This is a genomic window from Pseudomonas capeferrum, from assembly GCF_013523055.1.
GTDB lineage: Bacteria > Pseudomonadota > Gammaproteobacteria > Pseudomonadales > Pseudomonadaceae > Aquipseudomonas > Aquipseudomonas capeferrum_A.
This window is the reverse complement of the sequence record NZ_JAAMQM010000007.1, coordinates 102,255-116,397: the sequence shown is the minus strand read 5'-3', so window position 1 is coordinate 116,397 and position 14,143 is coordinate 102,255. Positions and strand designations below refer to the sequence as shown.

At 61.5% G+C, this 14,143-nt stretch carries 10 protein-coding genes; 8 read left to right on the top strand and 2 right to left on the bottom strand.

The window, feature by feature from the left end; translation table 11 throughout:
* The first annotated feature begins 201 nt into the window (after nucleotides 1–201).
* Both G7009_RS09970 and G7009_RS09965 read left to right on the top strand, forming a co-directional pair.
* The gene (locus tag G7009_RS09970) at nucleotides 202–1,137 is read left to right on the top strand and encodes a chemotaxis protein CheV (protein ID WP_181129828.1); all 936 of its coding nucleotides are present in this window, start codon (nucleotides 202–204) and stop codon (nucleotides 1,135–1,137) included.
* 64 nt (nucleotides 1,138–1,201) lie between these two features.
* Nucleotides 1,202–2,005, top strand: a complete 804-nt coding sequence (locus tag G7009_RS09965) for an MOSC domain-containing protein (RefSeq protein WP_181129827.1) — start codon at nucleotides 1,202–1,204, stop codon at nucleotides 2,003–2,005.
* Nucleotides 2,006–2,071: 66 nt separating this feature from the next.
* Here G7009_RS09965 and G7009_RS09960 read toward each other — a convergent pair whose 3' ends face one another.
* Nucleotides 2,072–4,000 carry a transglycosylase SLT domain-containing protein gene (locus G7009_RS09960; RefSeq protein ID WP_181129826.1) on the bottom strand — a complete coding sequence of 643 codons (1,929 nt, stop codon included), beginning with the start codon at nucleotides 3,998–4,000 and terminating at the stop codon, nucleotides 2,072–2,074.
* A 220-nt stretch (nucleotides 4,001–4,220) separates the two neighbouring features.
* On the opposite strand from G7009_RS09960, the gene G7009_RS09955 reads away from it, so the two are divergent.
* On the top strand, nucleotides 4,221–6,140 hold the full coding sequence (locus tag G7009_RS09955; RefSeq protein WP_181129825.1) for an ATP-binding cassette domain-containing protein: 1,920 nt from the start codon (nucleotides 4,221–4,223) through the stop codon (nucleotides 6,138–6,140).
* A gap of 41 nt (nucleotides 6,141–6,181) precedes the next feature.
* On the opposite strand, the gene G7009_RS09950 is transcribed toward G7009_RS09955, so the two are convergent.
* Nucleotides 6,182–6,622: a universal stress protein gene (locus tag G7009_RS09950; RefSeq protein ID WP_181129824.1), complete on the bottom strand. Its 441-nt coding sequence runs from the start codon at nucleotides 6,620–6,622 to the stop codon at nucleotides 6,182–6,184.
* 108 nt (nucleotides 6,623–6,730) lie between these two features.
* Here G7009_RS09950 and G7009_RS09945 point away from each other — a divergent pair, with 108 nt between their 5' ends.
* The 5 genes from G7009_RS09945 (at nucleotide 6,731) to topA (ending at nucleotide 14,113) form a co-directional block, all read left to right on the top strand.
* Entirely contained in the window at nucleotides 6,731–7,168 is a 438-nt protein-coding gene (locus G7009_RS09945; RefSeq protein ID WP_181129823.1) for a hypothetical protein, read from the top strand.
* A 554-nt stretch (nucleotides 7,169–7,722) separates the two neighbouring features.
* Entirely contained in the window at nucleotides 7,723–9,870 is a 2,148-nt protein-coding gene (fadB, locus tag G7009_RS09940) for a fatty acid oxidation complex subunit alpha FadB (RefSeq protein WP_181129822.1), read from the top strand.
* A 32-nt stretch (nucleotides 9,871–9,902) separates the two neighbouring features.
* Nucleotides 9,903–11,078 carry an acetyl-CoA C-acyltransferase FadA gene (fadA, locus tag G7009_RS09935; RefSeq protein WP_181129821.1) on the top strand — a complete coding sequence of 392 codons (1,176 nt, stop codon included), beginning with the start codon at nucleotides 9,903–9,905 and terminating at the stop codon, nucleotides 11,076–11,078.
* Nucleotides 11,079–11,153: 75 nt separating this feature from the next.
* The gene (locus G7009_RS09930; protein WP_181129820.1) at nucleotides 11,154–11,405 is read left to right on the top strand and encodes a DUF1653 domain-containing protein; all 252 of its coding nucleotides are present in this window, start codon (nucleotides 11,154–11,156) and stop codon (nucleotides 11,403–11,405) included.
* Between the two features lie 98 nt (nucleotides 11,406–11,503).
* The gene (topA, locus tag G7009_RS09925) at nucleotides 11,504–14,113 is read left to right on the top strand and encodes a type I DNA topoisomerase (RefSeq protein ID WP_181129819.1); all 2,610 of its coding nucleotides are present in this window, start codon (nucleotides 11,504–11,506) and stop codon (nucleotides 14,111–14,113) included.
* Nucleotides 14,114–14,143: the final 30 nt, after the last annotated feature.

Genomic DNA, 14,143 nt, shown 5'->3' with positions numbered 1-14,143 from the left:
CGCTCATATCGAATATCAGGGTTTGCCTTATGACGGGTAAGGAAATCCCTGAGAGAAGCCTAATCGAACTTGGTGATCGTCCTGGGTAATATTAATGTGATATCAATTGTCTGCGGATTGACCTCGGGGGTCAAGCCGCGGTCGATGCGGTCGATATATCTGGCACGCACTTATTTCTGATTGAAGCCTGGGGGTTGTTCAATGGCTGGCATTCTCGACACGGTAGACCAACGAACGCAATTGGTGGGTGAAAACCGCCTCGAAATCCTCATGTTCCGCCTGGCGGGTCGCCAGCTGTTCGCGATCAACGTGTTCAAGGTGCAGGAAGTCCTGCAGTTGCCCAAGCTTACCTTGATCCCCCAGCGCCATTCGTTCGTCTGTGGAGTGGTCAACCTGCGTGGCCAGACCCTGCCGGTGATCGACCTGTCCCAGGCCATCGGGATGCGTCCACTGCAGCCGGGCCCCGACAGCACCATCATCGTGACCGAGTACAACCGCTCCGTTCAGGCATTTCTGGTCGGCGGCGTCGACCGCATCGTCAACATGAACTGGGAAGCCATTCTGCCGCCCCCGACCAGCGCCGGTCGCCAGCACTACCTGACAGCGATCACCAAGGTGGACGAGCAGTTGGTCGAGGTCATCGATGTGGAAAAAGTGCTGGCCGAGATCGTGCCCTACAACGCCAAGGTGTCCCGCGACAGGCTCGAAGGCCCCGTGATGGCGCGGGCCCGTGGCCGCGAGGTGCTGCTGGTCGACGATTCGACGGTCGCCCTCGCGCAATTGCGCGACACCCTTTCGCAGCTCGGCATGAAGCTGCACGTGGCCAGTGATGGGCTCAAGGCCTTGCGTCTGCTCAAGGGGTGGGCCGATGCCGGTGAGGATGTCTGCGAGAAGCTGCTGATGGTCTTCACCGATGCCGAGATGCCGGAGATGGACGGTTACAGGCTCACCACCGAGATCCGCAACGATCCGCGCTTGCGTGGGCTTTATGTCGTGCTGCATACCTCTCTGTCCGGCAGCTTCAACGAGTCGATGGTAAGAAAAGTCGGCTGCGACAACTTCCTTTCCAAGTTCCAGCCCGACAAGTTGGTCGAAGTGGTGCAGCAGCGCCTGATGCTGGACAAGACCCCCGGCTGAACCTGCGTCCGCCCTTGCGTCGGTATAAGCTTGTCGTCTTCGAACCGACGCAAGGCAGGCGCCTATGTTTCTCAGCGAGCTGTATCGTTACCCAGTCAAGTCGGCGCAGGCGCAGCGCCTGCAGCGATCACCCGTGGACCTGCTGGGATTGGAGGGCGACCGTCGCTGGATGCTGATCGAAGAGGGTAACGGTCGTTTTCTGACCCAGAGGGCCTGGCCGCAGCTGAGTCAGCTCACCGCCACCTGCGACGTCGATGGACGGTTGCGCTTGGAGGCGCCGGGACAGATGGCCCTGGACCTGGCTGTTCCCGATGGCGACCAAGCCTTGCGTGGGGTGATGGTGTGGCGCGATTCTCTGCGTGTGCCGGACGCGGGAGAGGCGGCTGCCGCCTGGTTGTCCCGATTCCTTGGCAAGCCGGTTCGGCTGGTGCATTGTCCCGAGCACCGTGCCCGCTACCTGCCTAGCGGCTATGGCGCAAACAGCGACCGAGCCGCCTTTGCGGACGGCTTTCCTCTCTTGCTGATCGGTCAGGCCTCTCTCGATGAGCTCAACCGCCGGATGGACCGGCCCATGGAGATGTTGCGGTTTCGTCCTAACCTGGTGGTCGTGGGCAGTGCCCCGTTCGCCGAGGATGGCTGGAAGCGGATCCGCATAGGCCCTCTGACGTTTCGCGTGCTCAAGCCCAGCGTGCGTTGCATCTTCACCACGCTGGATCCGCGAACCGGCCAGCGCAGTCCCGATCGCGAGCCCCTGACTACCCTCAAGACCTTCCGCGAGAAGGAGGGTGACGTGCTGTTTGGCCAGAACGTGGCCGTGGATGGCCGCGGCGTGCTCGAGGTGGGGATGGAGGTCGAGGTGCTCGAGTAGAAAGGCAGGCTGTGCGTCAAGCCCTTCGGTCACCTGGCAGTGCATGACCGTTGGGCTCGCCCGGTATCACATGTCGTCGAAGTAGCGTTCGTGCCAATCCACCAGCGGTTGTGGCGAATTGAGCTTCTGGCCGTAGATCACCGAGTAGGACAGCACGTTCTGCACATACTGGCGGGTCTCATCGAAAGGAATGGACTCGACCCAGACATCGAAACTCAGGTGCTTGGCTCCGCGAAGCCATTGCCGCACACGGCCCGGGCCGGCGTTGTACGCGGCCGAAGCCAGCACCCGGTTGCCGTTGAATTGACTGTGCACCTGGCTCAGGTAGGCCGCGCCGAGCTGGATGTTCTTGTCCGGGTTGAGGACCTGGGCTGGCGATGCCAGGGGGATGTTGAACTTGCGTGCGGTTTCCTTGGCCGTGGCCGGCATCAGCTGCATCAGGCCACTGGCGCCGACCGGGGAGCGGGCGTCGTCCATGAAGGCGCTTTCCTGGCGAGTGATGGCAAAGACCCAGCTCGAATGCAGGCCCCGTACCTTGGCTTCGCGCACCAGCGTGTCGCGGTGGGCCATCGGGAAGCGTACATCCAGATCGTCCCAGTACTTGGCCTGGCTGATGGTGCGAATGGCGGGGAAGTACCAGCGCATCTGGTAGCCAAGGCGCGCCTGGGCCACCATTTCGTCGCGACTGAAATGGCGGCTCACGTGGTACCACTCGCGCCGACCATCGACGATCTGGCCGCGGGCATGGAATTCCAGCGCCCGACGAATGCCCGGCGTGTCGCGGACCTTGTTGACCAGCTGCTGGCTCAGGACCAGTGGCTTGTTGTTCAGCTGATACGGGCTCTGTACGCGATCGGCGGCCAGGAAGCCGTAGAAATCACGCTCGCCCGCCACGCCCTGGTACAGCTTTGCGACTTGCGGATCATCAGGTCGCGCCAGTTCCAGGCTGCGCGCCTGCCAGTAACGCCAGCGACTGCTGTCGGCCAGTTCCCGAGGCAGGCGGCGGGTCAGATCGTATGCTTCCTGCCAGCGCCCGAGGCGCAGCAGCAGGCGCATCCGCCATTCGCTGACGGTGTCGTCACGCAGCTCAGGGTCGTAGCGAGTCATCAGGTCAAGGGCGCGGGGGTCGTAGCGGCGCGCCAGGGTCAGGCCGATCTCGCGAGCGATGGCGACTTTTTCGTCGAGAGAGAAATGCATGCGCCTGGCGTAGTCGTCCAGCAGTGCCATGGCTTGCTCGGGGTCCTGGCGCGCCAGGCGGCGCAAGCCGAGGCTGACCACGTCGGACATAGCCTCGGTGACCGGGGCGAAGCGCGAAGGCTGGTTGAGCAGCTCGGGCTTCTGCGCCACGTCGATCAGCAGGCGGCCTTCTGGCTCAAGCGTGGTCATTGACTTCACCAGGCTGTTCGCCAGCCCGTAGTTGCGCACCTGGGTTGCCAGCTTGGCACGGTGCCAGCGGCGCGCTTCGGTCAACTGGCCTTCGGCGGCCCACATGCCAAACAACGTGTCGCAGGCGGTCGGTTGCGACTTGCCGACGTTCCAGAGCTTTTCGGCGGAGGCGAAACCTTCGGCGCGCAGGCCATGGCTGATCTGGTACTGGCCGTTCAGGCAATCGAGTTCGGTGAAGTTGAGCTTGGGATCGTAATATTTGACGAACGTTTCCCATTCGCCACGCTCGGCGAGCCAGCGCAACCAGCGCAGCTTCATCCAGTTGGCCTGGGGCAGGTCGCCATGGGCCGCGAGAAAACGCTCGATCTCCTGATTGCTTGCGCTTTTGAGACGGGCGGTCAACTCGTCGTACGCCAGGTAGGGCGTCAACGGGTAGTCGCTCAGGGCCTGGGCGTAACGCAGGTACGGGCCCTTGTCGCCCTTGGCCAGTGCACGCTTGGCTTCGTCGTAGTACTGGCGTTGCTGGCTGAGGTCGAGCGCTTGTGCCGAGCTGGCGGTAGCCGCGCTGAGCAACAGGCATGAAACAATTTGGAACAGGCGGCTGCGCATGATACGTCCGGGCAGTGGAATCATGAAAAGTGACGGCGAAGCCAGCACTGATGAGGTGGCATTGCCCTAGCTTAGCCGTTTGCCAGGCATGGATGAAGCGTTGTGCTTGTGTCGAGTTGTAATGTCATCGCGACAGGCGCAAAGCCTCAATGGGACAGTCGGCATAATGTGCTGGCCGGTCAAGTCGGGTAGAATGCGCCCCCGGTTTTTGGAGAAGATCATGACCCTGCTCAAATTAAGCGATGTGTCCCTTGCGTTCGGCGCGATGCCGCTGCTGGACAAGGTTTCCTGGCAGATCGCCCGTGGTGAGCGGGTGTGCATCATCGGCCGCAACGGTACTGGCAAGTCGAGCATGCTGCGCCTGGTCAAGGGTGAGCAGAAACCCGACGACGGCGAGATCTGGCGAGCCCCGGGCCTGAAGATTGGCGAGTTGCCGCAGGAACTCCCGGTGGCCGACGATCGCAGTGTCTTCGACGTCGTGGCCGAGGGCCTGGAGGGTGTAGGCGCGCTGCTTGCCGAATACCATCACCTGAGCCAGAACATCCAGGGCGATGAAGACCTGGACAAGCTCATGCACGTGCAGAGCGAACTCGAGGCCCGTGACGGCTGGCGCCTGCAGCAATTGGTCGACAGCACTCTCAGCCGTCTGCAGCTGCCTGCCGACAAGACCCTGGCCGAGCTTTCCGGAGGCTGGCGTCGCCGCGTGCTGCTGGCGCAGGCCTTGGTGTCCGAACCCGACCTGCTGCTGCTCGACGAGCCGACCAACCACCTGGACATCGGTGCCATCGCCTGGCTGGAAGACGCATTGAGCGGCTTCAATGGCGCCGTGCTGTTCATCACTCACGACCGCTCTTTCCTGCAGAACCTGGCGACGCGCATCCTCGAACTGGACCGTGGTGGCCTGATCGACTGGAACGGCGACTACGCCAGCTTCCTGGTGCACAAGGAAGCCATGCTGGCCGCCGAGGAAACCGCCAACGCGCTGTTCGACAAGCGCCTGGCCCAGGAAGAGGTCTGGATTCGCCAGGGCATCAAGGCCCGACGCACCCGTAACGAAGGCCGCGTTCGCGCCCTCAAGGCGTTGCGTGTGGAGCGTGGCGAGCGCCGCGAGCGCCAGGGCAAGGCGACCATCCAGCTGGATGTCGCGGAAAAGTCCGGCAAGCAGGTGATGCTGCTCGAGAACGTCAGTTTCGCCCACCCTGGTGGCCCGATGCTGGTCAAGGATTTTTCCATGGTCCTGCAGCGTCAGGACCGTATCGGCCTGCTGGGCGCGAACGGCACGGGCAAGACCACGCTGCTGAAGCTGATGCTGGGCGGTCTGCAACCGACCAGTGGTACCGTCGAAAGCGGTACCAAGCTGGAAGTCGCCTATTTCGACCAGTTGCGCCACCAGTTGGACCTGGAAAAGACGGTAATCGACAACATGGCCGAAGGCCGCGATTTCATCGAGATCGATGGCCAGAGCCGTCATGTCCTGAGCTACCTGGGTGATTTCCTGTTCAGTCCGCAGCGCGCTCGGACGCCGGTCAAGGCTCTTTCCGGGGGTGAGCGCGCGCGTCTGCTGCTGGCCAAGCTGTTCAGCAAGCCGGCCAACCTGCTGGTGCTCGACGAACCGACCAACGACCTTGATGTCGAGACCCTCGAATTGCTCGAGGAAGTGCTGTCTAACTTCAAGGGCACGGTGCTGATGGTCAGCCACGACCGGGCATTCCTCGACAACGTGGTCACCAGCACGCTGGTCTTCGAAGGGGAAGGCAAGGTCCGCGAGTACGTCGGTGGCTATCAGGACTGGATCCGCCAAGGCGGCTCGCCGAAGCTGCTGGGCGTGACCGAGAGCAAGTCCGGCAAATCGGGACTAAACAGTGCCGTGGTCGAGGCCGTCGAGCCGGTCGCGCCCGCGCCGACGGCAGCGGAACCCGCGAAGAAGAAACTCAGCTACAAGCTGCAGCGCGAGCTCGAGGCCTTGCCAGGCGAGATCGATGCCGTGGAGCAGAAGATGGCGGCCGTTCAGCAAGAGATTGCCGGTGCCGGGTTCTACCAGCGACCGATCGGCGAAACCTCGGCCGTGCTGGCGCAACTGGAAGCGCTGCAAGCCGAGCTGGACAAGCTGGTCGAGCGCTGGGCCGAACTGGAAGCGTAAGGCGACGCGGCCCGGCACCCAGGGTGACGGGCCGCCCGCTGTCATTCCTTCTTCTGCAGGCGCACGGCCAATACGTCGCAGGGCGCGCCATGCAGCACGTCATTGGCCGTGGAGCCCAGGAGCAGTGCTAGGCCGTGGCGTCCGTGGCTGCCCACCACGATCAGGTCGCAGCCTTGTTCTTTCGCCAGTTGGTGAATTTCCTGCCGAGGTTGCCCGTAGGTCAGGTGCGAGTCGCCACGCACGATATCCGGGTACTTGTTGAACAGTCGATCCATGCGCTCCTTGGCCTGGTCGAACTGCTGCTGTTGCAGTTGCGAAAGGTCCATGGGGACATCGCCTCCGAAGGCCATGGCCATGGGCTCGACGATGTGCACCAGGGACACCTTGGCGCCGTTGGGCGCGGCGATCTTCATCGCTCGCTTGATCACCGGGTCGCATTCTTCGGTCAGATCGACGGCGACCAGTAAATGTTCGTAGGACATGGGATGTACTCCTGACAATCGCAATGGTTCAAGTATGGTCGGTTTCCGGCTGGTCGCTGGGGAGCTCGGCTAACCCGCTCATTCGCAACGCTTTATGGGATTACAGATATGACGGTATGGCTAGTGGTGTCAATCCTTGCGCTGATTCTCAGCCCTCTCGCGTGGCTGCGTCCCTCGCGTCGACAGAGCGAGCAGATGAGCCTGAGGCTGGAAGGACGACGCATCGGTCTGGCCATGCAGCTGGCACCACAGGAGTGGCCGCACTGGCTGCCCAAGGAACCGCCCAGCCCCTGTCCACAGTATCACCAGGCACGCCGCAAGGGCCGCGAGGACAGCTGGTCGTATTGGCAGGTAACGCCGGGTATCTGGTGGAATCAGTGGCGTGAGCCTTGCGAAGACGAGCGTCTGGTCAAAGCTTTCGCACAGCTTCCGGAAACCGTCTACAAGGTCGAGGCCGATGGCCGGATGATAGCGCTGTACTGGAGCGAACGGGGCGATAGCGCAGTATTGCAGGATATTGCCAACGTGTTGAATGCCTTGGCCTGAATAAAAAAACCGCGGGGCAATCCCGCGGTTCAGGCAAAGCCGCAATCTGCCCGGACAGGCCTTTCAACGGTCTGATGCGGGCTGGTATCGAGTACCGACCACACCCTCCCGTGTTCGAACTTGCCGTGCAGTTGCGTTACAGGCCAGGCAGGCCGGGTAATTCAACTGCTCCGCAGTGTAGCTGTCTTTTGCCAGGGCGAGCATATTCATGCAGCTCTTCCTCTTCCCACAGTGTCTATCGCTGACATGAATGGCGGGCGATCCCCGTCATTGAAGTCATGGCCTTCGGCGCATCCGTGACTGGATAGTCGGATTTTTTCGGCGTATTTGCCTATTTGACAACGCCCGGCATTTCGGAGAATGTGTGCAGACCCAAATCAAACGGGCGTATGAATTGAGCGTTTGTTTGTCATCGCCTTCATACAAAATCCCGACTACCGTGTCGATGGGTGTGCCTGACGCAAGGCTCGACCAGCAACGGCCACATGGCCGTCCCGGGCTTGCGTCAGCGATCGGCGCGTACAGTTCAGCTTCCATATCGTGGAGATCAGTTGATGATTTACGAAGGTAAAGCCATCACGGTTAAGGCTCTTGAAAGCGGCATCGTCGAACTCGTCTTCGACCTCAAGGGTGAGTCCGTCAACAAATTCAACCGCCTCACCCTGAGCGAACTTCGGCAGGCCGTGGACATCCTCAAGGCCGACGCCTCTATCAAGGGCGTGATCGTCAGTAGCGGCAAGAGTGTGTTCATCGTCGGTGCGGATATCACCGAGTTTGTCGACAACTTCAAGCTGCCCGAGGCCGAACTGGTCGCCGGTAACCTGGAAGCCAATCGTATCTTCAGCGATTTCGAGGATCTTCCGGTACCGACCGTGGTCGCCATCAATGGCATCGCCCTGGGCGGCGGGCTGGAGATGTGCCTGGCCGCCGACTATCGCGTGATGTCCAGTACCGCCAAGATCGGCCTGCCGGAAGTCAAGCTGGGTATTTATCCGGGCTTCGGCGGCACCGTGCGCCTGCCGCGCCTGATCGGTGCCGACAACGCGATCGAATGGATCGCGGCCGGCAAGGAAAATCGCGCCGAAGAGGCCCTCAAGGTGAGCGCGGTGGACGCGGTGGTCGCCCCTGAGCTGCTGCGCGACGCGGCCCTGGACCTGATCAAGCACGCCATCGGCGGCGAGCTTGACTACAAGGCCAAGCGTCAGCCCAAGCTGGAAAAGCTCAAGCTCAATGCCATCGAGCAGATGATGGCGTTCGAGACCGCCAAAGGATTCGTCGCCGGTCAGGCAGGGCCTAACTACCCAGCCCCGGTCGAAGCCATCAAGACCATCCAGAAAGCCGCCAACTTCGGTCGTGACAAGGCCATCGAAGTAGAGGCCGCGGGATTCGCCAAGCTTGCCAGGACCTCGGTCGCCGAAAGCCTGATCGGTCTGTTCCTCAACGACCAGGAACTCAAGCGCAAGGCCAAGGCGCATGACGAGATCGCTCGTGACGTGAAGCAGGCCGCCGTGCTCGGCGCTGGCATCATGGGTGGCGGCATCGCCTACCAGTCGGCGGTCAAAGGCACTCCGATCCTGATGAAGGACATCCGCGAGGATGCCATCCAGCTGGGTCTGAACGAGGCGTCGAAGCTGCTGGGCAGCCGTGTCGAGAAGGGGCGCCTGACGCCGGCCAAGATGGCCGAAGCGCTCAATGCCATTCGCCCGACCCTGTCCTATGGCGATTTCGCCCATGTCGACATCGTCGTCGAAGCCGTGGTCGAAAACCCCAAGGTGAAGCAGGCCGTGCTGGCCGAGGTCGAAGGGCAGGTCAAGGACGATGCGATCCTGGCCTCCAATACCTCGACCATTTCCATCAACCTGTTGGCCAAGGCGCTCAAGCGTCCTGAAAACTTCGTCGGCATGCATTTCTTCAACCCGGTGCACATGATGCCGCTGGTGGAAGTGATTCGTGGCGAGAAGTCCAGCGAAGTTGCAGTCGCCACGACCGTGGCCTATGCCAAAAAGATGGGCAAGAACCCGATCGTGGTCAACGATTGCCCGGGCTTCCTCGTCAACCGTGTGCTGTTCCCGTACTTCGGCGGCTTTGCCAAGCTGATCGGCGCCGGCGTCGATTTTGTCCGGATCGACAAGGTCATGGAGCGCTTCGGCTGGCCGATGGGTCCGGCCTATCTGATGGATGTGGTCGGCATCGACACGGGCCACCATGGTCGCGACGTCATGGCCGAGGGCTTCCCGGACCGCATGAAGGATGACCGCCGCTCCGCGATCGACGCGCTCTACGAGGCCAAGCGTCTGGGCCAGAAGAACGGCAAGGGTTTCTATGCCTATGAAACCGACAAGCGCGGCAAACCGAAAAAGGTCGCCGATCCTTCGGTGCTCGATGTGCTCAAGCCGATCGTTTACGAACAGCGTGAAGTCACTGATGAAGACATCATCAACTGGATGATGATCCCGCTGTGCCTGGAGACCGTTCGTTGCCTCGAGGACGGTATCGTCGAGACCGCCGCCGAAGCCGACATGGGTCTGGTCTATGGCATCGGCTTCCCTCCCTTCCGTGGCGGGGCGCTGCGCTACATCGATTCGATCGGGGTAGCCGAGTTCGTTGCCCTGGCAGACCAGTATGCCGATCTGGGGCCGCTGTACCAGCCGACCGCGAAATTGCGTGAAATGGCCGCCAAGGGCGAGCGTTTCTTCGGTTGAGCGACCCAACGAGATAGAGCGAGAGAACAGTTATGAGCCTGAATCCAAGAGACGTGGTGATTGTCGACTTCGGTCGCACGCCCATGGGCCGCTCCAAAGGTGGCATGCACCGTAATACCCGTGCCGAGGACATGTCGGCACACCTGATCAGCAAGCTGCTGGAGCGCAATGCCAAGCTCGATCCGAAGGAAGTCGAGGACGTGATCTGGGGCTGCGTCAACCAGACCATGGAGCAGGGCTGGAACATCGCTCGCATGGCCTCGCTGATGACCCAGATCCCGCACACGGCGGCCGGCCAGACCGTCAGTCGTCTGTGCGGCTCGTCGATGAGCGCGTTGCACACCGCCGCCCAGGCGATCATGACCGGCAACGGTGATGTCTTCGTCGTTGGCGGAGTCGAGCACATGGGGCACGTGAGCATGATGCACGGCGTCGATCCCAACCCGCACATGTCCCTGCACGCCGCCAAGGCCTCCGGCATGATGGGCCTGACCGCGGAAATGCTGGGCAAGATGCACGGCATCACCCGTGAACAGCAGGATCTTTTCGCCTTGCGCTCGCACCAGCTTGCCCACAAGGCCACGGTCGAAGGCAAGTTCAAGGACGAGATCATTCCGATGCAAGGCTATGACGAGAATGGTTTCCTCAAGGTGTTCGGGCATGACGAAACCATTCGTCCGGAAACCACCCTGGAAGGCCTGGCGGCACTCAAGCCAGCGTTCAACCCCAAGGGTGGCACCGTGACCGCCGGCAGTTCGTCTCAGATCACCGACGGTGCTTCGTGCATGATCGTGATGTCGGCGCAGCGTGCCAAGGACCTGGGCATCCAGCCCATGGCCGTGATTCGCTCCATGGCCGTGGCCGGCGTGGACCCCGCGATCATGGGCTACGGTCCGGTGCCCGCCACGCACAAAGCGCTCAAGCGGGCAGGCCTGAACATCGCCGATATCGACTTCTTCGAGCTCAATGAAGCCTTCGCCGCGCAGGCCTTGCCAGTGCTGAAAGATCTGAAAGTGCTCGACAAGATGGATGAGAAGGTTAACCTGCACGGCGGCGCCATCGCCCTGGGTCATCCTTTCGGTTGCTCGGGCGCACGGATTTCCGGCACTCTGCTCAATGTCATGAAACAGAACGGCGGTACATTGGGGGTGTCTACCATGTGCGTCGGCCTGGGTCAGGGCATTACTACTGTCTTCGAACGCGTCTGATCGCATCGACGACAGCAGCCGGGGCCAAGTGCCCCGGTTTTTGTTTTTTCAGGATTCGTCAAAGAGGTAAGCGACATGCACATACAGCCAGGCGTATACCGGCATTACAAGGGGCCTGAGTATCGTGTGTTCGGTGTGGCACGACACTCCGAGACAGAGGAGTGGGTCGTGTTCTACCAGGCTCTCTACGGTGAATTCGGGCTCTGGGTACGGCCGCTGTCGATGTTCCTCGAGTCGATCGAGGTGGACGGCGAACAGGTGCCTCGCTTTGCCTTGGCCAGGGCCGAGGACGGGCTGTTCGGGCGCCCCGGTGAGGCCAGCGACTAGACAGCCGCCCTTGACCTCACCCTGTTGCCACTATATATAGCGGTGCCGCGTCAGGCACTGACGTATTTTTATCTTCAGATTCAGGAATACTCCGATCCATGGGCAAATCGCTGGTCATTGTGGAATCCCCGGCCAAGGCCAAGACCATCAACAAGTACCTGGGCAACCAGTACGTGGTGAAGTCGAGTATCGGCCATATCCGTGACCTCCCCACCAGCGGTTCCGCCAGCGGAACCAAGGAGCCGGTGGCCAAGCGTGGCAAGGCCGCGGGTGAGGCACCGGCCCTGTCGCCGAAAGAGAAGGCGCGCCGTCAGCTGGTGTCACGCATGGGTGTCGATCCGGACCATGGCTGGAAGGCCAAGTACGAGATCCTGCCCGGCAAGGAAAAGGTCATCGAAGAGCTTCGCCGCTTGGCGAAAGATGCCGATACCATCTATCTCGCAACCGACTTGGACCGCGAAGGGGAGGCCATTGCCTGGCACCTGCGCGAAGCCATCGGTGGTGACGATACCCGCTACAAGCGCGTGGTGTTCAACGAGATCACCAAGAAGGCGATCCAGGAGGCGTTCTCGCAACCGGGCGAACTGGATATCGATCGGGTCAATGCCCAGCAGGCCCGTCGCTTCCTCGACCGTGTCGTGGGCTACATGGTTTCGCCATTGCTGTGGTCCAAGATCGCCCGTGGGTTGTCCGCCGGTCGCGTGCAGTCGGTGGCCGTGAAGCTGGTTGTCGAGCGTGAGCGCGAGATCCGTGCTTTCGTTCCCGAAGAGTACTGGGAAGTCCACGCCGACCTGGGTACCGCCAAGAACGCCAAGGTGCGCTTCGAGGTGGCCCGTGAAAACGGTCAGGCGTTCAAGCCGCTGAACGAAGCCCAGGCCATGGCGGCGCTGGAAAAACTCAAGGCATCGAGCTACAGCGTTGCCAAGCGCGAGGACCGTCCGACCAGCAGCAAGCCGTCGGCGCCTTTCATCACTTCGACCTTGCAGCAGGCCGCCAGCAACCGCCTGGGCTTCGGCGTGAAAAAGACCATGATGATGGCCCAGCGCTTATACGAAGCGGGCTACATCACTTACATGCGTACCGACTCGACCAACCTGTCGACCGATGCCGTGGACATGGCCCGCAGCTATATCGAGAGCGAGTTCGGCAAGCAGTACCTACCGCCGGCGCCGATCGTGTATGGCAGCAAGGAAGGCGCGCAGGAGGCTCACGAAGCCATCCGCCCCTCCGACGTCAATACTCATCCGAGCAAGCTGGCCGGCATGGAACGCGATGCCGAGCGGCTGTACGAGCTCATCTGGCGCCAGTTCCTGGCTTGCCAGATGCCGCCTGCGCAGTATCTGTCCACCAGCGTCACCGTGACCGCCGGTGACTTCGAGCTGCGTGCCAAGGGCCGCATCCTGAAGTTCGACGGTTATACCCGAGTGCTGCCCCAGCAGAGCAAGCCGGGTGACGACGATGTGCTTCCGGAAATGGTCCAGGGCGAAGTGCTCAAGCTGATCCAGATCGATCCCAGCCAACATTTCACCAAGCCACCACCGCGCTTCACCGAAGCGAGCTTGGTCAAGGAAATGGAAAAGCGTGGCATCGGTCGCCCGTCGACCTATGCGGCGATCATTTCCACCATCCAGGACCGCGGTTACGTCACCTTGCACAATCGCCGGTTCTACTCCGAGAAGATGGGCGATATCGTCACCGAGCGGTTGTCCGAGAGTTTTTCCAATCTGATGGACTACGGTTTCACCGCGGGGATGGAAGAGAATCTCGATGACGTGGCTCACGGCGAGCGTGACTGGAAGAACGTGCTCGACGAGTTCTACGGCGATTTCAGCAAGAAACTGCAGCATGCCGAGTCTGCAGAAAACGGTATGCGTGCCAACCAGCCGACCCTGACCAGCATTGCCTGCAAGGAATGTGGTCGCCCGATGATGATCCGTACCGCATCCACGGGTGTGTTCCTGGGGTGCTCGGGCTACAGCCTGCCGCCCAAGGAGCGTTGTAAAGCCACGGTCAACCTGGTTCCGGGCGATGAGATCGCCGCCGACGACGAGGGCGAGTCCGAATCCCGGGTGCTGCGCGGCAAGCATCGTTGCCCGATCTGCTCGACGGCGATGGATGCCTATCTACTGGATGAGAAGCACAAGCTGCACATCTGCGGTAACAACCCGGATTGCGTCGGCTACGAGATCGAAGAGGGCAGCTATCGCATCAAGGGCTATGAAGGACCGAGCCTGGAGTGTGACAAGTGTGGCAGCGAGATGCAGCTCAAGACAGGTCGCTTCGGCAAGTTCTTCGGTTGTACCAATCCGGCGTGCAAGAACACCCGCAAGCTGCTCAAGAGCGGCGAAGCGGCGCCGCCGAAGATGGATGCGGTGAAGATGCCAGAGCTCAAGTGCGAGAAGGTCGATGACACCTACGTGCTGCGTGATGGCGCCTCGGGGCTGTTCCTGGCGGCCAGCCAGTTCCCCAAGAACCGTGAGACACGTGCGCCCCTGGTGATGGAGATCGTTCCACACAAGCACGAGATCGATCCTAAGTACCACTTCCTGTGTGACGCGCCGCAGAAAGACCCGGATGGTCGTCCGACCGTCATCCGCTACAGCCGCAAGACCAAGGAGCAGTACGTGCAATCCGAGGTCGAGGGCAAGCCGACGGGTTGGAAAGCGTTCTACGACGGCGGCAGCTGGAAGGTCGAAGACAAGCGCTGATCGAGCGCTGCCCAAGCCTGGTTTCGCGAA